General features: G+C 51.4%; 18 protein-coding genes. 3 read left to right on the top strand and 15 right to left on the bottom strand.

Translation table 11 applies throughout. The features are described from left to right. Window positions 1-16: 16 nt before the first annotated feature. Window positions 17-1,336, bottom strand: coding sequence for an MFS transporter (locus KDM89_RS03485; RefSeq protein WP_212686522.1), 1,320 nt, complete (start codon window positions 1,334-1,336; stop codon window positions 17-19). Between the two features lie 221 nt (window positions 1,337-1,557). Next, window positions 1,558-4,233 (bottom strand): TonB-dependent receptor, encoded by a 2,676-nt coding sequence (locus tag KDM89_RS03480; protein WP_212686521.1) that lies wholly within the window; start codon window positions 4,231-4,233, stop codon window positions 1,558-1,560. A gap of 378 nt (window positions 4,234-4,611) precedes the next feature. On the opposite strand from KDM89_RS03480, the gene KDM89_RS03475 reads away from it, so the two are divergent. After that, window positions 4,612-4,968 (top strand): hypothetical protein, encoded by a 357-nt coding sequence (locus KDM89_RS03475; protein ID WP_212686520.1) that lies wholly within the window; start codon window positions 4,612-4,614, stop codon window positions 4,966-4,968. Between the two features lie 408 nt (window positions 4,969-5,376). Here KDM89_RS03475 and lnt read toward each other — a convergent pair whose 3' ends face one another. The 7 genes from lnt to KDM89_RS03440 form a co-directional block, all read right to left on the bottom strand. Continuing rightward, window positions 5,377-6,969, bottom strand: coding sequence for an apolipoprotein N-acyltransferase (gene lnt / locus KDM89_RS03470; RefSeq protein WP_329604611.1), 1,593 nt, complete (start codon window positions 6,967-6,969; stop codon window positions 5,377-5,379). Then, complete coding sequence (locus KDM89_RS03465) at window positions 6,953-7,834, bottom strand: HlyC/CorC family transporter (protein ID WP_212686518.1); 882 nt, start codon at window positions 7,832-7,834, stop codon at window positions 6,953-6,955. The genes lnt and KDM89_RS03465 overlap by 17 nt, the downstream gene beginning before the upstream one ends. Window positions 7,835-7,954: 120 nt before the next feature. Continuing rightward, window positions 7,955-8,806 carry an ion channel gene (locus KDM89_RS03460; RefSeq protein ID WP_212686517.1) on the bottom strand — a complete coding sequence of 284 codons (852 nt, stop codon included), beginning with the start codon at window positions 8,804-8,806 and terminating at the stop codon, window positions 7,955-7,957. Window positions 8,807-8,865: 59 nt separating this feature from the next. Continuing rightward, the gene (gene ybeY, locus KDM89_RS03455; protein WP_212686516.1) at window positions 8,866-9,336 is read right to left on the bottom strand and encodes an rRNA maturation RNase YbeY; all 471 of its coding nucleotides are present in this window, start codon (window positions 9,334-9,336) and stop codon (window positions 8,866-8,868) included. Next, window positions 9,323-10,420, bottom strand: coding sequence for a PhoH family protein (locus tag KDM89_RS03450; protein ID WP_212686515.1), 1,098 nt, complete (start codon window positions 10,418-10,420; stop codon window positions 9,323-9,325). The genes ybeY and KDM89_RS03450 overlap by 14 nt, the downstream gene beginning before the upstream one ends. Next, entirely contained in the window at window positions 10,417-11,757 is a 1,341-nt protein-coding gene (miaB, locus tag KDM89_RS03445; protein ID WP_212686514.1) for a tRNA (N6-isopentenyl adenosine(37)-C2)-methylthiotransferase MiaB, read from the bottom strand. Before miaB ends, KDM89_RS03450 begins: the two co-directional genes overlap by 4 nt. 20 nt (window positions 11,758-11,777) lie before the next feature. Beyond that, window positions 11,778-12,155, bottom strand: a complete 378-nt coding sequence (locus tag KDM89_RS03440; RefSeq protein WP_212686513.1) for a hypothetical protein — start codon at window positions 12,153-12,155, stop codon at window positions 11,778-11,780. A 171-nt stretch (window positions 12,156-12,326) separates the two neighbouring features. On the opposite strand from KDM89_RS03440, the gene KDM89_RS03435 reads away from it, so the two are divergent. Then, a complete protein-coding gene (locus KDM89_RS03435) occupies window positions 12,327-12,836 on the top strand; it encodes a flavin reductase family protein (protein WP_212686577.1) in 510 nt (169 codons plus the stop codon). Further along, complete coding sequence (locus KDM89_RS03430; protein ID WP_212686512.1) at window positions 12,833-13,093, top strand: SemiSWEET transporter; 261 nt, start codon at window positions 12,833-12,835, stop codon at window positions 13,091-13,093. Before KDM89_RS03435 ends, KDM89_RS03430 begins: the two co-directional genes overlap by 4 nt. Before the next feature lie 38 nt (window positions 13,094-13,131). Here the strand turns inward: KDM89_RS03430 and KDM89_RS03425 are convergent, their stop codons facing one another. The 6 genes from KDM89_RS03425 to pyk form a co-directional block, all read right to left on the bottom strand. Next, window positions 13,132-14,166, bottom strand: a complete 1,035-nt coding sequence (locus tag KDM89_RS03425) for an L-threonylcarbamoyladenylate synthase (RefSeq protein WP_212686511.1) — start codon at window positions 14,164-14,166, stop codon at window positions 13,132-13,134. Next, window positions 14,163-15,380 (bottom strand): 5-(carboxyamino)imidazole ribonucleotide synthase, encoded by a 1,218-nt coding sequence (locus tag KDM89_RS03420; RefSeq protein ID WP_212686510.1) that lies wholly within the window; start codon window positions 15,378-15,380, stop codon window positions 14,163-14,165. The genes KDM89_RS03425 and KDM89_RS03420 overlap by 4 nt, the downstream gene beginning before the upstream one ends. Window positions 15,381-15,494: 114 nt before the next feature. After that, window positions 15,495-15,989, bottom strand: coding sequence for a 5-(carboxyamino)imidazole ribonucleotide mutase (purE, locus tag KDM89_RS03415; RefSeq protein ID WP_212686509.1), 495 nt, complete (start codon window positions 15,987-15,989; stop codon window positions 15,495-15,497). Further along, on the bottom strand, window positions 15,986-16,888 hold the full coding sequence (locus KDM89_RS03410; protein WP_212686508.1) for a phosphoribosylaminoimidazolesuccinocarboxamide synthase: 903 nt from the start codon (window positions 16,886-16,888) through the stop codon (window positions 15,986-15,988). Before KDM89_RS03410 ends, purE begins: the two co-directional genes overlap by 4 nt. Before the next feature lie 80 nt (window positions 16,889-16,968). Next, the gene (gene fba / locus KDM89_RS03405) at window positions 16,969-18,033 is read right to left on the bottom strand and encodes a class II fructose-bisphosphate aldolase (protein WP_212686507.1); all 1,065 of its coding nucleotides are present in this window, start codon (window positions 18,031-18,033) and stop codon (window positions 16,969-16,971) included. 84 nt (window positions 18,034-18,117) lie between these two features. Further along, on the bottom strand, window positions 18,118-19,548 hold the full coding sequence (gene pyk, locus KDM89_RS03400) for a pyruvate kinase (RefSeq protein ID WP_212686506.1): 1,431 nt from the start codon (window positions 19,546-19,548) through the stop codon (window positions 18,118-18,120). Between the last annotated feature and the right edge of the window lie 5 nt (window positions 19,549-19,553).

Raw genomic sequence — 19,553 nt, 5'->3', positions numbered from 1 at the left:
CATTACACAAGCTGGTTCAGTTTTGTTCCGGCTCCGTGATCAGCGCACTGATCAGACCAGCAATCAGCATGCAGCCGCCGCCAAGCACCAGCGTTTTAATCGTTTGTCCGGCAAACCAGTGTCTGGTCACCCAGCCCAGCAGCAAACCGCTCAGGATTTGCGGAATGACGATGAAGAAGTTAAACACGCCCATGTAATAACCCATACGGTCTGCAGGCAGAACCGATGCCAGCATAGCGTAAGGCATGGTCAGAATGCTGGCCCAAGCCAGACCGACCGCTACCATTGGTACCCACAGAAAATCTGCTGCGCCAATCAGATATAAACTCATCAGGCCAAGTCCACCTGCCATCAGACACAATGCATGAACCAGACGCTTAGCGATAAACTTCGCGAGCAATGGCAACAGGAATGCAGCAATTGCAGAAACACCGTTATACACAGCGAACATGTTACCAACGCGGTTTGCAGCATCCTGAAAGCTTTGTGAGCCAGCGTCAGTTACGTGAAATAAATGATCCGCGATCGCTGTCGTTGTATAAATCCACATCGCAAACAATGCGATCCAGGTAAAAAACTGTACCACCGCCAGCTGACGCATCAGCTTTGGCATACTGAGTAAGCCTGCAACGATTTCTTTTACTGCGTGCGACACCGACCCGGCCTGCTGACGATTACGTTCAAATGCCTGCATATCAGCTGGTGGCGCTTCCTGAGAAGTCAGCACTGTCCACATCACTGCAGAAAAATAAATAGCGCCGCCGGTGTAAAACGCAAAGCGCACACTGTCGGGAATGCCACCGTTCACCGGTACATTACTGACGTACATGACATTGGTAAAAAATTCCGGCAGTAACGAAGCAATCACCGCGCCGCAGCCGATGAAAAATGTCTGCATGGCATAACCGGCTGTTTGCTGCGAACTGTCCAGCTTATCGCCGACGAAAGCACGGAAAGGTTCCATCGACACATTAATCGCGGCATCCATCATCCATAACACCAGTACCGCCATCCAGACGGCAGAAGCGTTCGGCATCAGGAACATCGCGATGCTGGCCAGTAAAGCACCGATAAAGAAAAACGGACGACGGCGTCCCCAGCGCGGATGCCAGGTATGGTCGCTGAGATAGCCAATCACCGGCTGCACCAGCAAACCGGTAACCGGTGCCGCCAGCCAGAACAGTGGCAAATCATCCGGGCTGGCGCCCAGCGTCGAAAAAATCCGGCTGGTGTTCGCATTTTGCAAAGCAAAACCAAACTGAATGCCGAAAAAACCAAAGCTCATATTCCATAACTGCCAGAACGTCAGTTTTGGTTTCTGAATTGAATTTTGCATCTCTACCGTCTCCAAGGATTCCCGCCTGTTTCGCAAACTGCCAGGCAGCGATCACCGCCATGCGGTCTTTTTGTGGTGTCAGTCTGCACGACTGAGGTCTGCCGGACAACATCAGAATACCTGCTGTTTGCTGTTCCGGCAGCCATTGTTTCTGCTGCATGCCAACAAAAAACCCTCCTCAGACTGGGTCAGAGAAGGGTCAAAGGACACACTGGAGTGAATTACATTTTGTAGTTCAGGCCAACAAACATCTGACGTCCGTATTGCTGATAGCCACGTGGACGATCAGGAGAACCGGAGTAAGTCTGGAATGCAGTGTCAGTCAGGTTATTTACCTGGAACAGCACGGACATCCCTTTTGCCCAGCCAGAGTTAAAGTCGTAACCCAGTTGCATGTCGACGACGCGGTCAGATTTCACGAAGGTCAGTTCGTTTTGTCCACCCGGACCACCGATTTCACCCACGAAGTCAGAACGGCGACGCTGGCTGATACGCGCAGAGAAACCGTCTTTTTCATAGTAGGCGGTTATATTCAGTACATTTTTCGACAGACCCGGCAACGGCACATTCATGCTGCCGAAGCGCTGGTCTTTAATCGCGATCGAGCTGTTGGTCAGCGCCAGATTCGCGGTCACACCAAAGCCACTGAGTACCGGTGTTGCCAGATCCAGTGGCAGCGATGCCGCCAGTTCCAGACCCTGCAACTTACCACCCTGACCATTGACTGGCTGAGTGAATGTACCTGTATTGGTTGTTGCGCCCGGAATTGCCATCGATGAGAAATCGTATGGTGTGGTCTGACGATAGATATAAGATTTCAGTTGCTTGTGGAAAATCGCCGCTGCAACGTAAGCCTTTTTACCGAAGTATTTTTCGTAAGACAGATCGACATAATCTGCACGCCACGGATCGAGCTGCGCATTGCCGCCGTTACCACTTGGTGTACCGGTTTTACCGTTAGACAAGCCAACTTCACGTGCTGCATTCAGTTCATCCAGCTTGGCACGTGCCAGCGATTTACCGAAGCCCAGACGAACGATTTGTTCGTTCGACAGCGTGGCTGCCAGATTCACGCTCGGCAAGACATCGGTGTACACCTTGCCGTCTGTGACCGGTACCAGTGCAGCGATTGGCCATGCCAGCAAGGCATTCGATGTGGAAGACTGATCGGTACGGATCACTTGCAGACCAACATTACCTGTCACAGGTACGCCGGACACATTCGTATCAATATTCAGTTTAGAATAACCGGTAGTGACTTTTTCAGTCAGTGTCCAGTTCTTCGTTGCACCCCAAGGGTTCAGCAACACCGGTGTGAACGGGCCAAAGTTCGCAGCCAGAACGCCAGGGATATCCCATGCCAGCGTACCCGGCATATTGATAAACGACAGACTCTGTGTACCGTAAATGACCGTTGGAGAGAAAGAACCATCGCCTTTTTTATCGAAACCGGTTTCCAGATGTTCTTTGGTTTTATCGCGTTTCGCGTAGTTCACGCCGAATTCCAGACTGGAGAACATGCCGTCAGAAAATTCACGCACTGCGCTCAGGCGAATCGCATTCAGTTTGTCATCCAGCGAAGGCTGGTTCACATAACCGTCACCGAACTTACCGCCAATTTTGATCGCGGAAGCATCCGCCAGACTGTTCGCAAATGTGAAGGTCGGAATCGGATTACCGTTCAGGTAGTTAAAGCCGATATCCATTGCGCCACGGCTGGAGTTAATTTCCACCAGACGTTCGCGGATTTTTGCTTTGGAGTGGCTCAGATCTGCGGCCAGCGTCCATGCATCCAGCTTGTATTTATTGTTCCAGCCGATTGCAGTGATTTCGCTTTCTTTAGTGAACCAGTTATTACGGATCACAGGGCTGGCGTTAACCGTGCCTGCCAGTGCCATACCGTTCGCAATCGTCAGATTGGTGAAGTTCGCGTCAGACCACGATTCAAACGGCACTTCAAAGCCGCGGCGTACTTCATCCTGTTTCAGTTTGGAATAATAAGCATCAACGGTCGATGTGAAGTTTTTGGCTGGTTTCCATTCCACCACACCAATCAGACCATCACGCTGAGAATTACCGGTGATTGCCAGCGCTTTGATACCCTGCGGTGCTTTCACGCCCGCTGGCACGCCTTTGTTACCTTCAACCCAGTTCCAGGTTTCAAAGAAATTATTCACGTTCGGTTTGTCGCTGTGGGCGAAACCCAGTGCCACACCGACGGTGCGGTCAGCAAACTGATCAATATACGATGCACTGATGCGATTACCTGTACCTGGCGCACCAACGCTTTCGCTGCCGTAAGAGTTACGTTCGCCGCGTACATTCACAGCGATGGTACGACCCGGAAACGCCAGCGGCTTCACGGTTTGCAGATCTACTGTACCGGACAAACCTTGTCCGACCAGAGAAGAATCACCTGTTTTGTACACAGTCACATTGCTGATCAGCTCAGACGGATACTGATCGTATTCCACAACACGGCTTGCGCTGGTACTGGCTTGTTCACGGCCGTTCAGCGTCACAGTAGACAGATCGCCGGAAGTACCACGGATACTGATTTGTTGCGCCTGACCATTCACGCGCTGCGCGGACAAACCCGGCAGACGTGCAATCGATTCTGCAATACTGGTATCCGGCAGTTTGCCGATATCTTCTGCAGAAATAGTTTCAACGATGGCGTTGGCATTCTTTTTCGCGCTGATCGCGTCTTCAATACCCTTACGGATACCGGTCACGACCACGGTATTCGTTTCTTTTGTTTCTTTCGCTTCCTGTGCAAATGCGGCTGCAGATGTTGTCATCATCAGAATTGCGCAACCCATCGCTACCGGATTGAGTCGAAACACTTTCTGCTGATGTGCAGCACCGCACATCACACCTTCTGTAGTTTGTTTCATTGCTGTCCCCTCGATCTTGTTTGACTGCTACTAAAGCTACATATCTACCTGTTCAGAACTGCAAGACCCCTGCGTCCCAAGAAGAATTTTGTACTAAAACTAGATTCTCAGTCAAACCTCAACTACAAAAAACTACATAAATATGTACGTTTATTGTGCAGTGTCGTCTTTTTTACGCACACTTTTTCAGCACCAAGCCTCATTTCGATGCACAAATGTAACTCAACTACCTTATGTAGTTTAACTACCAAACCGATGAATACCAGTCGGCCGGTCGTACCGGTGCGCAGCATCAACTGAACAGCAGAAAGCGAGGATTCACTCGCTGCATGTGATATGCTCCGTCCTCCGCAATACAGCTTCACTCACCCACCACTTATGAATTTCAAACTGAATCAGGACGAGTTCCGGATACTCCGCCGCATCTACGCCGCAGGCCGCAAAGCCAAAGCGCCCAGCGGCATGCACATCCAGTATAAGAAACTGGCAGCCCAGAAGCTGATCATCTTCCGCCGCGACGGCAGCGCCGAACTGACTGCACAGGGCGAACAGGCAATTTTTGCCGATTTGTGCCTGACCGCACTGAAAGACCTCAGAGATGGCAAGCCGGTACAACTGACACCGGAAATCCGCGATTATTTGTCGCGCAAATCCATGATCTGCCGCGATGAAGAAAACAACTGGAAAGTGACCGACAAGGCACTGGAAATCCTGACCGACGCCGGCATGGTCTGACCCGCACGGCGGGCTCGTCCCGCCTGCACCACCTCTGCATCGCCCTCCCCTCTCCCGTATCACCCTCACTGCAAGCAGCTCAGCACATATGCGCCGGATAAGTCATTGGCACTGCCTGTGAATCACCGCTGCACTGCCAGCGGGATGCCCGCAAACGCCGAAAACTGCCCTTTTTTGCCTCAAATGCGGACTTTGGCACAGCACCCCGGCGGTCGTCGGCAGAAAGTCTGGCTCTCCGAAAATGGCAGATGCGGATATCTGCACAAGCATGGGCTTTTACGCCTCGCATTGGATGCTGACGGACAGCAGCTTTGGCTGCGTACATCCAGTACGAAAAGCAAAAAGCCACACCGGAAACTGGTGTGGCTTTTTCTGTTACTACGAAGGACTGCGTTGTGAAACCAGATCTCAGACTGAAATGCCCTGATTTCTGAAGCGCAGAATCGCCGCTGCCAGCATCAGCACGCTGACCATCAGCGCAATCAGATTACCGAAACGGATATACGGCGTGGCGCCGCTGTAGCCCTGCACGCTGGTTTCCAGCACGCCCTGCGTCAGGTAAGGTAGTTGCGCATAGACTTTGCCGTCCGCATTAATCGCGACCGTTGCACCGGTATTGGTGGTGCTGATCATCGGGCGGCCGGTTTCCAGTACCCGCATCTGTGCAAACTGCAAATGCTGGGGCATCGCAATCGAATCGCCGTACCATGCCAGATTGGAAGCATTCAGAAGAATGGTCGCGGCGGGAGCGCCGGTTTGTATCTGATGGCGAATCTGGTGAGCGATTTCCTCACCGAACAGACTTTCATAGCAAATATTCGGCATCACCCACTGCTCTTTGACCGGCATCGCCATCTGCAATTCACCGGCACCGGTAAAGTCACCGATAGGAATTTGCATCATCCTGACGAACCAGCCGAATCCGGCAGGCACAAACTCACCAAACGGCAGTAAATGATGTTTGTCGTAACGGTAATAGCTGTTCGCTGCAATGGCGGGACCGTAGCCGATCAGACTGTTTGCATATTTTTGCGGGCCGTCGTGCATGCCCAGCCCCAGCAATACGGCGGTTCCGCTGCGTTCAGAAAACTGGCGCACCGAAGACAGATAATCCGGCGGCAGCATCGATGACAATACCGGCAGCGCCGTTTCAGGCATGGCAACCAGATCTGTTGCTTTGGCGGTCGCCATCTGGTGATACAACGCCAGTGAATCATTCACATGCTGCTGATCAAACTTAATCGTCTGATCCACATTGCCCTGCAATAAACGTACTTGCAACGGTTGCCCGCTGGCCTGCGTCCAGTGCTGATGGCGCAAAGCACTGCCCGACAGCGACAAGACACACAAGGCAGCTACCGCGCCCTGACGACAGCGCGCAGGTGCATCACCGATCAGGAACAGCGCCAGCACCGCGGCGGCAAATGCCGCGATCAGACTCAGTCCGTACACACCGGCGACCGGTGCGAAGCCTGCAAATACACTCTGACTGTGTGCATAACCGGAAATCGCCCACGGGAAACCGGTCAGCAACCAGCCGCGCAACCATTCGGACAACATCCAGACAGGCGGTGTCAGTAATAGCAGCGCGGGTGCAAGCGGGATACGAAACCGCAGACGCAGCTGATGAATCAGTAATGCAGCCAGACCGGCATACAAAGCAAGGAAAGCACACAATACCACCAGCGCCAGCACCGCCAGCACCACGGGCATGCCGCCGTAACGCGACATCGCAATCACCAGCCAGGCGATTGTGCACAGCATCCAGCCGAAACCGAATGCCGCACCGGTCAGAAACGGGCGTTTCTTTTCCGTGCTTTCCGTCATGCTCAGCAACTGTGCAAACAGTATTGCCATACTGACGACCTGTACCGGCCAGACGTAAAACGGCGCGAAAGAAAACACAGCGCTGCTACCGGCTGCCAGCGCCAGCAGCAGTGTTTTCGGAAGCGAGAGTTGCTGGAGTTTTTGCCCTATACCCAGCTCAGTCTTCACTGTCACGCTCTTCAGGGATAATCTGCTCAATTTGCAAAAGCTGCACTTCGGTAGCATCGGCCCGCAGTACTTCGATATGCAAATCTTCCCAGTCAAATTCATCGCCTTTGTGCGGAATTTCACCGAGATGTGAGACGACAAACTCACCCAGCGTACGGTCGCTGGCTTCTTTTAACAGCTCGCCGGTTTCTTCGTAGAATTGCGCCAGCGTGGTTGTGCCTTTCACGCGCCAGCGCTTGGCATTACCTTTGTAATCCAGCGCAATGACGTGATCTTCTTCCTCTGAATCGTACTCATCATCAATATCACCGACAATTTGTTCGAGTACGTCTTCGATGGTGATCAGGCCAGCAACGGCACCGTATTCATCCACCACCATCGCCATATGATTGCGGTTTGCGCGGAAATCACGCAGCAACACGTTCAGGCGTTTGGATTCGGGAATATAGGTGACAGGACGCAGCATTGATTTCAGCTCAAACGTTTCACCGGCGTAATAGCGCAGCAAATCTTTGGCCAGCAGCACGCCGACGATCTTGTCCGGATCATCATCAATCGCAGGAAAGCGGGAATGTGCGGTATCGAGGACCTGATGCATCCATTCTTCAATCGGACGTGAAATATCAATCACATCCATCTGTGCAAGCGGCACCATGATGTCGCGAGCGCATAAATCGGATACCTGAAATACGCCTTCGATCATTGCCAGTGCATCGGCATCGATCAGATTGCGTTCTTGTGCTTCAGTCAGGATTTCAAGGAGTTCTGCCCGGTTTTCCGGTTCCGGAGAGATCAGTGCGGTCAGTTTTTCAAACAATGTCCGCGGAGGTTTAAGGTCAGCCGGTCTGACCCTGCGCGAGTGCTCTTGCATAGCGGGCTTTAAAGCCGTAGTTGGAATCCTACAGGATACAACAAATCAGACAGAATCCCAAACCGCCACCAGCCGGTGTTCTGACTGACAACAAATCCGGCAGTCAGTGCCCTGATGTCATCAGGGTGTCATCGCAGAATGCTTCTCCGCAACGGGTTCCACCAGTTCCACTTCATGAAAATGTTTGTAATGCAAATGCGGTGTGTGCATCAGACCAGACATGATGTCCTTATACCGGTAACCCCATTTGATATCCGTCACCGGATAATGGTGACGCGCATGCTGCACCAAAGCGGTGGCATCATCCAGGCCATTAATAGTCACGATCAGTGCAGCACCGGCACTTTCCAGTGCTTCAGGACTCAGGCGTGCCAGCGGACTATCGTCATCGAGTACATGGATCAGCGTCCAGCCCAGCATGAAATCCGGATGCACCGAGCGCTCCAGCTTCAGATCATAAATCCGCCGGAATAAGCCCATGTCCTCCGTCTTTTCATTCAACATCAGATACAGACTGGCGTTGGCTTGCGAAATCACATTCAGCCTCGCATTTGCCAGACGGATCATCAGCAACCGGCGGTTTTTAGCCTGATAGCAAACGGGATGGCGCGCGAAAATAACACTGGAGCGAGGGCGGGAAAAACGTGCAAACACCACACCGGTTGCCAGCGCAACGCTGGCCATTCCGACAAAAATCTCGATGGTGGCAACAACGTGGGCATACATGGTCTGAGGATGCATATCCCCGTAACCCACTGTCGCCAGTGTTTCGACACTGAAAAAGAAAGCACCGAGAAAGTTATCCGGCGCCATATTGGCAATCGGCGCAGCGCCCAGCACATAGAGCGTGGCGAAGACCAGATTAAAAATCAGAAATACGATACCGACAACAACAAAAAAAGCTGGCCAGCTGGAGGTCAGCGCGTAGTAATACACATCCTGCCAGATAGGGTGTTCAAGCCCGAAGACCATGATTTCACGGTCTCTGACTCGCACCCGCCTGCCGCGTTGCCGGTTCAGCAAATCTGGCCTCACTGTTCCAGATAAGGATTTGCTACACCCAGCGTAGCCAGCATTTCCGCTTCCAGCGCTTCCATTTCATCGGCCTCGTCATCATCCAGATGATCGTAACCCTGCGCGTGCAGAACACCGTGCACAATCAGATGCTGCGCATGGGCAATCACCGTTTTATTTTGCTCGGCGGCTTCGCGTAACAGCACATCGGTACACAGAATAATGTCGGCCTGCGTGACTTCCGCTTCTTCGTCTTCGGTATAGGCGAAAGTCAGCACGTTGGTCGCGTAGTCTTTGCCACGATATTCGTGATTCAACTGCTGACCTTCTTCCGCATCGACAATCCGCAGCGTAATTTCTGCCGGAAATAACAATGCAGCCTGAACAGTTTTGCGAATCAGCGGACGTGTCAGCTGATCCTGCAAGCGTGTATCCGCATACTGTACCGACAGGCTGAGTTTTGGTTTGACTGCTTTATTTTCTGCCATGATGTAATTGCTCAAATCGTTTACTGATCAGGCTTTTTGCCGGTTCCGTGTTTTCATTCAGTCTGGCGCTTTGCTCGTAAGCATCCACGATACGGCCAACCAGGGGATGACGCACCACGTCAGCGCTGGTGAAACGGGAGAATGCAATACCGCGCACATCTTTCAGCACCTGCACCGCATCGGTCAAACCACTGCGTTGTCCGCGCGGCAAATCGACCTGCGTTGCATCACCTGTTACCACTGCTTTACTGCCGAAACCAATCCGTGTCAGGAACATTTTCATTTGTTCCGGCGTGGTGTTCTGCGCCTCATCCAGAATAATGAATGCATGATTCAGTGTGCGACCACGCATGTATGCGAGCGGCGCAATTTCGATTACCTGTTTCTCGAACAGTTTCTGTGTCTTATCGAAACCAAGTAAGTCGTACAGCGCATCGTATAAAGGGCGCAGATACGGATCGACTTTTTGCGATAAATCACCGGGCAGGAAACCCAGCCGCTCGCCAGCTTCCACCGCCGGGCGCGTCAGAATAATGCGCTTGACCTGATCCCGTTCCAGCGCATCTACAGCACAGGCAACTGCCAGATACGTTTTACCGGTTCCAGCAGGTCCCAGACCGAAGGTCACATCATGCTCAATAATGGCGCGCAGGTACTTAATCTGATGCGGGGTTCTGCCACGTAAATCACTGCGCCGTGTTTTCAGCAGCGGGCTTTCAGCAGAATCAGAATCATCCGCAGCGACTTCATCTACCTCTGCAACAACGGGCGCAGCACCCGGAATTTCATTAGCAGCACCTGCTGATACCCCCTGGTGCGCACGCTGCTCAACCAGTGCCAGCTGTACTTCATCGACCGATACCGGTTTCTTCGCGACTGCGTAAAACTGTTCGAGTAACTCCAGTGCACGCGCGCACTGATGTCCGCTGATAATGAATTTTTCACCGCGGCGAAAAATAGTCACATCCAGCGCTGCTGAAATCTGACGCAAATTTTCATCCAGCGGGCCGCACAGGTTTGCCAAGCGATTATTGTCCAGCGGTTGCGGGACAAAGTGCAGCACAGGAACCGGCGTTTTGATCATGATGCGGAGGTTTCCTCAATCAGTTCGCCACGCAGCGAGTAGTTATAAACCTCGGTAATTCTGGTGTGCGCGAACTGTCCGATCAGCGATTCAGGGCCGACAAAATTGACTACGCGGTTATTTTCCGTACGTCCCTGCAATTCAGCAGGATTACGTGCCGACGGACCATCAACCAGAATTCGCTGTACGGTTCCCAGCATTTGCTGACTGTATTTGCGGGTGTTTTCATCGATCGCTGCCTGCAGGGTTTGTAAGCGGCGCAGTTTGATTTCCGGCTCTGTATCGTCAGTCAGATTTGCCGCAGGTGTGCCGGGGCGCGGACTGAAAATAAAGCTGTAGCTGTTGTCGAAACCGACATCTTCGACCAGTTTCATCAGGGCACGGAAATCTTCATCGGTTTCGCCCGGGAAGCCCACGATAAAATCTGACGAGACCAGAACATCAGGACGAATCTGACGCAGCTTACGGATTACCGATTTGTATTCAATCGCCGTATAGCCACGCTTCATCGCAGACAGAATACGGTCTGAACCATGCTGCGCCGGCAGATATAAATGGCTGACCAGCTTAGGTACTTTGGCGTAGCAATCGATCAGACGCTGGGTAAATTCTTTCGGATGGCTGGTTACAAAACGGATACGCTCAATCTGCGGAAACTCTGCGATGTATTCAATCAGCAACGCAAAGTCGGCGATTTCGCCATCCGCCATTTGTCCGCGATACGCATTTACATTCTGTCCCAGCAGGGTAATCTCTTTGACGCCCTGCTCGGCCAGTCCTGCAACTTCTGCGAGTACGTCTTCAAACTTACGTGAGACTTCTTCACCGCGAGTGTATGGTACTACGCAATAACTGCAGTATTTGCTACAGCCTTCCATAATCGAAACGTAGGCAGTTGCACCTTCTACTTTTGCCGGTGGCAAATGATCAAACTTTTCAATTTCAGGGAAACTGATATCCACTTGCGGACGGCCGGTAGTACGACGCGCGTCCATCAGCTTTGGCAAGCGATGCAGGGTTTGCGGGCCGAATACCACGTCCACATACGGCGCACGTTTGATAATGGCTTCACCTTCCTGTGAAGCGACACAACCACCAACCCCGATCAGCAAATCCGGATTTTTACGCTTCAGCTCACGGATACGTCCGAGATCAGAGAATACTTTTTCCGACGCTTTTTCGCGCACACTGCAGGTATTCAGCAGGATCACGTCGGCATCTTCCGGCGTGTCGGTTTTCACCAGACCTTCGGATATATTCAGAACATCTGCCATTTTGTCTGAGTCATACTCATTCATCTGGCAACCAAATGTTTTAATAAAGACTTTCTTTTGCATTTCTCTGACTGACTACTTAATTATTTAATTTCGGTATTCTTATACGGCACGGGCTGAAATACTTGCTCCACCGGCAATTGCTTGCCGATTTCCGAGCGTGTCAGTATCCAGATACGGTCAACATCACCCATAACATTCAGCGTGTAATTGACGATAATTTCTTTCTCATCCAGCGAAGCAGGTACGACAAACATATTCTCTGCATTAAAGATTCTGCAGGACGGAGCGAGGTAGACGGCTTTGCCATTCAGCCTTACGTCCGGGTAAGCAGACATGTCCAGCTTGCCGCGCTGTGTACCTTGCGGAAACTGCCTGTCTGCGGCGACCTGCGCAAAGCTCAGCGATTGCATTTGTGCAAACAACAGAAATATGACCAATTGGCATAACTTGCGAAACATATGCATCCCTGCCCCTGTCAAACAAAAAATATGTGAAGAATCAATTACTTAAAACCGCCAGATGAAAGGCAGCAAGTTTAACACAGAGCTGCACGGCAAACAGATTTCCAATCCACGGATCAAATTCGCGGGTATTTTCTGGGATAATGGCGAAAAAAACGCTATTTCATGATGCAAAACAAACACATACTTACCGAACTCAGTCCGTTTGACGAAAGTTATTTCCGCAAAGCTTTGTCGCAGTTTGCTACCGGCGTCACGGTGATTACCGCACGCATCGCTGATGAACATTACATCGGACTGACCGCAAGTTCGTTTAACTCCGTTTCACTGGCCCCGCCGCTGGTACTCTGGAGTCTCGGCAGCCGTGCAAACAGCATGCCGGTGTTTGCATCGTGCAGTCACTATGCGATTAATGTGCTGTCGGCAGGACAAGAATGGATTGCCCAGCAATTTGCCAGCAAACGTGAAAACCGGTTTGAAGGCATCAGCTTCAGTCTGTCACCAAACGGCTTACCGGTGCTGGACGGTGTTTCAGCCTGGTTTGAGTGTCAAAACCGCAGCCAGTACCCGGAGGGCGATCACGTTATTTTTGTCGGTGAAGTTACCCACTGTTTCGCAGACCCGAAAAACGCCATGGTATATCACTCCGGTCAGTTTATTCAGGCAGGCCAGCAATGAACTGGCTGAACAGCGATCTGGTCGGCTACATCGCCGCCACACTGACCACCAGCGCATTTATACCGCAAGCCCTGATGACCTGGAAAAACAAACGGGCAGAAGGCGTTTCTCTGAGTATGTATGTGATTCTGATCACCGGAGTTATTCTGTGGCTGACTTACGGCATCATGCTTTCGGCCTGGCCCGTCATCATTGCCAATGTAATCACACTATTTCTGACGATCTTCATCCTACTGATGAAGATCGTCTATAAATAATACTGCAAATGGACGGAATGGCTTTCGTCAGCACACCATCACGAAAGCCACTCTCCGAGTACATGCCTGGAATCAAAAGCAGCACGACGCAAGCGGTCATTCACACCCTGCCATGCCGGATCAGACGGTAATTGCTCAACCAGAATCAAATCAGCCGCAACCTGATCGAGCTCACGCAAACCCGCATACAATCCGAACGCATAGCCTGCCGGATCGGTTGGCAATTGCGTCCAGGCTTTTGCCTGCAATTCAGGATGCGACTGGCAACTCATCAGCGCGATCGTTTTACCCTTATTTTCCAATACCGCTACAACCTGATCCAGCTCATCAGGATTGACCAGAATAACTGGAGTACGCGGTGCATAATGCGACTCCAGCGTACCTGACGCACGCGGCGCAGCGGCATCCGGCGTTGCCGGAACAACACCGAGCACTGCACTCAGTTGATCTACTGAAATATGGCCAGGACGCAGTAACACTGGTCCGTGTGTTGCCAACCGGCTCAGGTCGATGATAGTAGATTCAATACCCACATCGCTCTGTCCACCATCCAGTACGCTGGCTATCAGCCCGCCCGGACCGAGTTCCTGCTCAAACTCTTCAATCACATGCTCTGCTTTTGTCGGGCTGACTCGTCCGAATTTATTTGCTGATGGTGCAGCAATGCCGCCGCGTCCGGCTTTAAAGCTTTTCAGCAGCTCCTGTGCAACCGGATGCGAAGGGCAACGTAAGCCTACCGTATCCTGTCCGCCGGACACGGCATCGGGAATGTGGTCTGCACGTTTCAGTATTAATGTCAGCGGACCCGGCCAGAATGCTTTGACAAGCAAATGCGCAGCTTCAGGAATATCTTTCGCCCAGTAAGACAGATCAGCACCCGGAGCAAGATGCACGATCACCGGATGATCTGAAGGACGCCCCTTTGCTTCGTAGATACGGGCAACTGCTGCCGGATTTTCAGCATCAGCGCCGAGGCCGTACACAGTTTCCGTCGGAAATGCGACCAGCAAACCTGATTCCAGCGCTTCTGAAGCCTCTGCAAGATTACATGGTGTACAGTCTGCTGCCCTCATACCCACTCCGGCTCCTGAATACCCAGAATTCTGCATGCTTCAACCAGATGTTTTTGTGCCTGTGCAAGCTCAGGTGCAACAAACGTAATATGTCCCATTTTACGTCCGTGGCGCGCCTCTGCCTTACCGTACAGATGCAATTTTGCCCCCGGCAAAGCGAGTATCTGATCCCACGGAGGATCGACAGGCTCGGTATCCGAAAGACGGAACCAGATATCACCAAGAATATTCAGCATCACTGCCGGCATATGCTGTGCCGTACTGCCCAGCGGCAATTGTGCCGTAGCACGAACCTGCTGTTCAAACTGGCTGGTGACGCAAGCGTCAATTGTATAGTGACCACTGTTATGCGGACGTGGAGCCATCTCGTTCACGACGAGTGAACCATCTTTCAGGACGAAAAATTCGATACACAGAACACCGACATAACCGAGCTCACTGATGATATGCAGCGCTGCTTCCTGCGCTTTCTTCGCAACATCAGCAGTCACATTCGGGCTTGGTGCCAGCGTGACAAACAAAATACCATCGCGATGCATATTTTCCGCGATCGGATACACAACAGACTCACCGTCGACTCCGCGTGCAACCAGCACCGAAACTTCGTAAGCCAGCGGGAGCATTTTCTCGAGTACGCAGGTCTGATGCTTTAACGTATCAAACGCTGCAGATAACTCTTCGCGTGTATTCACACGAATCTGCCCTTTACCGTCGTAACCCATCCGGACAGTTTTCAGAATACCTGGCAGTAACTCATCTTTTACCGCTGCAATATCCTTGGCATTGGAAATGCCCCAGTGCGGTGCCGGATAAACACCGGTGTTTGTGCCGCAACGGGTGAAAAAGTGCTTCTCAGCCAGACGATCCTGAGCAACCGAAACGCATGCTGCGGAAGGTGCTACGGGGCCTTCATAGCCCAATAACTTCAGGCTTTCAGCCGGTACATTTTCAAATTCAGTCGTAAAATGCCGCGCATATTTGACCAGCTCGCGCAATCCATCCTTACTGGTGTAGGCCGCACTGACATGATGCTGCGCAATTTGTGCCGCAGGACACCCTTGTTCAGGTTCAAGCACCGCAACCTGATAACCCATGGCATTTGCCGCCTGGGTAAACATACGCCCGAGCTGACCGCCACCCATCATGCCCAGCCATGCTCCGGGCTGGTTCGGCAACAGCGGCTTGCGTGGCAATACCTGTTTTTCTATCGTCATAATTTGTCAAACTTTCGCTAATTCGCGGAATTACACCATAGTCTATTTTTCTGATAGCGGAAACCAGAAAGCCGGAGCAAGTCCGGCTTTCGGTGTTACCTGCTCTTCTGAAAATTAAACAGGTAACGTCATGTCACGTGCAGCCTGTGTCTGCTTTACACGGAATGCTTCCAGCTTTTCTGCCAGAGTTTCATCGGTCGTTGCCAGCATCGCAATTGCTGATAACGCAGCATTTGCTGCTCCAGCCTCACCAATTGCAAATGTTGCGACAGGAATACCCTTTGGCATTTGCACGATGGATAACAATGAATCCTCTCCGCGCAGATAGCGTGAAGGCACAGGAACACCAAATACCGGAACAATCGTTTTCGCAGCTATCATGCCAGGCAAATGCGCCGCACCGCCCGCACCGGCGATAATCGCACGGATACCACGGCTGCGCGCTGTTTCCGCGTAATCAAACATTTCATCCGGCATACGGTGCGCAGAAACTACTTGAGCCTCAAACGGGATACCAAACTCTTTCAGAACGCTGACCGCATTCTGCATCACGTCCCAATCCGAAGATGAGCCCATGACTACGCCTACAACCGGTGTGCTCGAATTCATTGTGCATCCTTCAGAGTTTCACCAGTCAGGCGCTCCAGTGCCTCGCGATATTTCGCTGCAGTTTTTTGCACGACTTCATCCGGCAGTGCAGGAGCAGGTGCCGTTTTGTTCCACTCCGTAATTGTTTCCAGATAGTCACGAACGAATTGCTTGTCAAACGATGGCGGAGAAATACCCACTGCGTAAGAATCCGCTGGCCAGAACCGGGAAGAATCCGCAGTCAGCGCTTCGTCCATCAGATGCAATACACCCTGATCATCCAGACCGAATTCAAACTTAGTATCCGCGATGATGATGCCGCGTGTTGCAGCATATTCAGATGCTTCTTTGTACAAACGGATCGAGATTTCACGAATTTTTTCCGCGAGTTCCTTACCAATACGGCTTTCCATATCCGCAAAACTGATGTTCTCATCGTGTTCGCCGACATCTGCTTTGGCAGCAGGCGTAAAGATTGGCTCCGGCAGTTTTTCAGCCTGCTTCAAACCTTGTGGCAAGGTAATTCCGCAAACAGCACCAGTTTCCTGATAGTCCTTCCAGCCGGAACCAATGATGTAACCGCGCACAACCGCTTCCACCATAATCGGTTTCAGGCGCTTCACTACTACACCACGTCCTTTGACTTGCTCTGCTTCGTCTGCTGACACAACAGATTCCGGTGCCATACCAGTTGTGTGATTCGGAACAATGTGTGCCAGTCTGGTGAACCAGAAATTAGCCATCTGGTTCAGCACCTTACCTTTATCAGGAATTGGCTCTGACATGATGACATCAAACGCAGACAGGCGGTCACTGGTAACGATGAGTAATTTATCATCGCCAACCGCGTAGTTATCACGAACTTTTCCACGGCCCAGCAACGGCAGGGAATGCAAAGAGGATTGAATCAGGGTAGTCATAAAAATATCAATTTATTACTGCAAATGTCGGCATCATAAGCACACAGGGCGCATGACGCGCCCTGTGCTGTTTTTGCTGATTAGTTCACGATCTGTGACAACAAACCTTTTTTGTACTGTTCTGCGACTTTTTCCAGCGAAACCGGTTTGATCTTGTAAGCCTGACCTTCGCAACCAAAGGACAGATAGCGTGCTTTACAAACTTCTTTCGCTGCTGCACGTGCAGGTTTCATGTATTCACGCGGATCAAACTTGCCCGGATTTTCGAACATGAAGCGGCGGATTGCACCGGTCATTGCCAGACGAATATCGGTATCAATATTGATTTTACGCACACCGTGCTTAATACCAGTCACGATTTCTTCAACCGGTACACCATAGGTTTCTTTCATGTCACCACCGAACTGGCGAATTTCTTCCAGCAGCTCTTGTGGAACGGAAGAGGAACCGTGCATGACCAGATGCGTATTCGGAATACGTGCATGGATTTCTTTAATGCGGTCGATCGCCAGAATATCGCCGGTTGGCTTACGGGAGAATTTGTAAGCACCGTGGGAAGTACCGATAGCAATCGCCAGCGCATCACACTGAGTTGCTTTCACAAAGTCAGCGGCCTGATTGACGTCCGTCAGCAATTGTTCACGGGTCATTTTACCTTCTGCACCGTGACCATCTTCTTTATCACCCATCATCGTTTCCAGCGAACCAAGAACGCCGAGCTCTGCTTCTACTGTCACGCCGATTGCGTGAGAAAACTCAACGACTTTACGGGAAACTTCAACGTTGTATTCATAGCTGGCGACAGATTTACCGTCTTCCATCAGAGAGCCGTCCATCATGACAGATGTGAAGCCGGATTTGATCGCAGCCATACAAACTGCAGGAGACTGACCGTGATCCTGGTGCATCACCACAGGAATATGAGGATATGCCTCGACCGCAGCCTCAATCAGGTGACGCAGGAATGCTTCGCCAGCATATTTACGTGCACCAGCGGATGCCTGCATGATGACTGGAGCGCCGACTTCATCGGCTGCTTCCATAATGGCTGTAACCTGTTCCAGGTTGTTGACGTTAAACGCTGGCAAACCATAACCATTTTCAGCAGCATGGTCCAGCAACTGGCGCATGGAAACGAGTGGCATATATAACTCCAAATATAAAATAAAAAATAAAAACTTTTTCAGCAATCAGCAACTTCAGCACCCGGAAAACTCACGGGTAACGGCTTACTCACCAACTCTGACGATCTTCAGTGCATTAGTGCCGCCAATTTGGCCCATCGGCTCGCCCCAGGTCATCACGATCATATCGCCACGCACTACCACGCCTTTCGCCAGCAAAACACTTTCTGCTTCACGCAAAACGAAATCACGATCCGTGGATTGCGGCAAATCGAAAGTTGTCACGTTGCGGTACAGTGCCGCTTTACGTCGTGTCGCATTGCTCGGGGTCAGCGCGAATAAGGGAACGTTAATATCATGGCGACTCATCCACAGGGCTGTTGAGCCGGACTCTGTCAGTGCGACGATCGCTTTTACGCGCAGATGATGCGCCGTAAACAGTGCTCCATAAGCAATCGACTGGTCAATGCGGGTAAACGTCTGATTCATGAAATCCGCATCCAGCCGGGACTCCTGAAATTTTTCAGCTTCCAGACAGATTGCCGCCATGGCCTCTACTGTCTCGACAGGATATTTGCCGGACGCTGTTTCGGCAGAGGTCATCACGGCGTCCGTTCCATCCAGTACAGCGTTTGCAACATCTGAAACTTCCGCGCGCGTAGGCACAGCATTAACGATCATCGACTCCATCATCTGCGTTGCAGTGATGGCGACTTTGTTGGACGCACGCGCCATGCTGATCATACGTTTTTGCAATGCCGGAACAGCGGCAACACCAACTTCAACAGCCAGATCACCGCGTGCCACCATAATGCCATCAGACGCATTCAGGATATCCTGCAACACCGGAATTGCTTCGGCGCGCTCAATCTTTGCAATCATCATCGGGCGATGGTTATATGGCTCGCCGGCAATATTCGCCAGTTGACGTGCCATTTCCATATCAGTCGCATTTTTCGGGAACGATACGGCAACATAATCCGCCTGAAACGACATCGCTGTTTTGATGTCTTCCATGTCTTTGGCTGTCAGCGCAGGCGCCGACAGGCCACCACCCTGGCGATTGATGCCTTTATTGTTCGACAATTCACCGCCAATTTTTACAACAGTATGTATCTCGTTACCTTTGACCTCTTCAACCACCATAACAATCAGGCCATCATTGAGTAACAAGACATCACCGGCTTTTACGTCACGCGGCAATGCTTTGTAATCCAGACCAACGCGCTCCTGATTGCCAAGCTGACAGTCTGCATCGAGTACAAACTTATCACCGTTAGCAAGCTGAATGCGCGAATTTTCAAACTTTCCGATCCGGATTTTAGGACCCTGCAGATCCGCCATGATGGCGATCTCACGACCACATTCCGTTGCTGTCTGACGAACCATCGTTGCACGATCAATATGATCCTGTGCTTTTCCATGGGAAAAATTCAGACGTACTACGCTAACGCCTGCCATGATCATTCGTTTAACGATTTCCGGATCACTGGATGCCGGACCTATCGTTGCAACAATTTTTGTGGCGCGTGACATCGGGT

Source organism: Cognatundibacterium luofuense (assembly GCF_018139685.1).
Classification (GTDB): Bacteria; Pseudomonadota; Gammaproteobacteria; order Burkholderiales; family Burkholderiaceae_D; genus Undibacterium; species Undibacterium luofuense.
This window is presented reverse-complemented; position numbering and strand designations above follow the sequence as displayed.

Excerpts from the sequence above, each read along its gene's own strand:
- ybeY (WP_212686516.1), bottom strand. The coding sequence starts at position 9,336 with ATGGCAGAAAATAAAGCAGTCAAACCAAAACTCAGCCTGTCGGTACAG.
- KDM89_RS03485 (WP_212686522.1), bottom strand. The coding sequence starts at position 1,336 with ATGCAAAATTCAATTCAGAAACCAAAACTGACGTTCTGGCAGTTATGG.
- KDM89_RS03475 (WP_212686520.1), top strand. The coding sequence starts at position 4,612 with ATGAATTTCAAACTGAATCAGGACGAGTTCCGGATACTCCGCCGCATC.
- KDM89_RS03430 (WP_212686512.1), top strand. The coding sequence starts at position 12,833 with ATGAACTGGCTGAACAGCGATCTGGTCGGCTACATCGCCGCCACACTG.
- KDM89_RS03450 (WP_212686515.1), bottom strand. The coding sequence starts at position 10,420 with ATGATCAAAACGCCGGTTCCTGTGCTGCACTTTGTCCCGCAACCGCTG.
- KDM89_RS03460 (WP_212686517.1), bottom strand. The coding sequence starts at position 8,806 with ATGGTCTTCGGGCTTGAACACCCTATCTGGCAGGATGTGTATTACTAC.
- miaB (WP_212686514.1), bottom strand. The coding sequence starts at position 11,757 with ATGCAAAAGAAAGTCTTTATTAAAACATTTGGTTGCCAGATGAATGAG.
- KDM89_RS03435 (WP_212686577.1), top strand. The coding sequence starts at position 12,327 with ATGCAAAACAAACACATACTTACCGAACTCAGTCCGTTTGACGAAAGT.
- KDM89_RS03420 (WP_212686510.1), bottom strand. The coding sequence starts at position 15,380 with ATGACGATAGAAAAACAGGTATTGCCACGCAAGCCGCTGTTGCCGAAC.
- KDM89_RS03480 (WP_212686521.1), bottom strand. The coding sequence starts at position 4,233 with ATGAAACAAACTACAGAAGGTGTGATGTGCGGTGCTGCACATCAGCAG.
- fba (WP_212686507.1), bottom strand. The coding sequence starts at position 18,033 with ATGCCACTCGTTTCCATGCGCCAGTTGCTGGACCATGCTGCTGAAAAT.
- KDM89_RS03465 (WP_212686518.1), bottom strand. The coding sequence starts at position 7,834 with ATGCAAGAGCACTCGCGCAGGGTCAGACCGGCTGACCTTAAACCTCCG.
- KDM89_RS03425 (WP_212686511.1), bottom strand. The coding sequence starts at position 14,166 with ATGAGGGCAGCAGACTGTACACCATGTAATCTTGCAGAGGCTTCAGAA.
- pyk (WP_212686506.1), bottom strand. The coding sequence starts at position 19,548 with ATGTCACGCGCCACAAAAATTGTTGCAACGATAGGTCCGGCATCCAGT.
- purE (WP_212686509.1), bottom strand. The coding sequence starts at position 15,989 with ATGAATTCGAGCACACCGGTTGTAGGCGTAGTCATGGGCTCATCTTCG.
- KDM89_RS03410 (WP_212686508.1), bottom strand. The coding sequence starts at position 16,888 with ATGACTACCCTGATTCAATCCTCTTTGCATTCCCTGCCGTTGCTGGGC.
- KDM89_RS03440 (WP_212686513.1), bottom strand. The coding sequence starts at position 12,155 with ATGTTTCGCAAGTTATGCCAATTGGTCATATTTCTGTTGTTTGCACAA.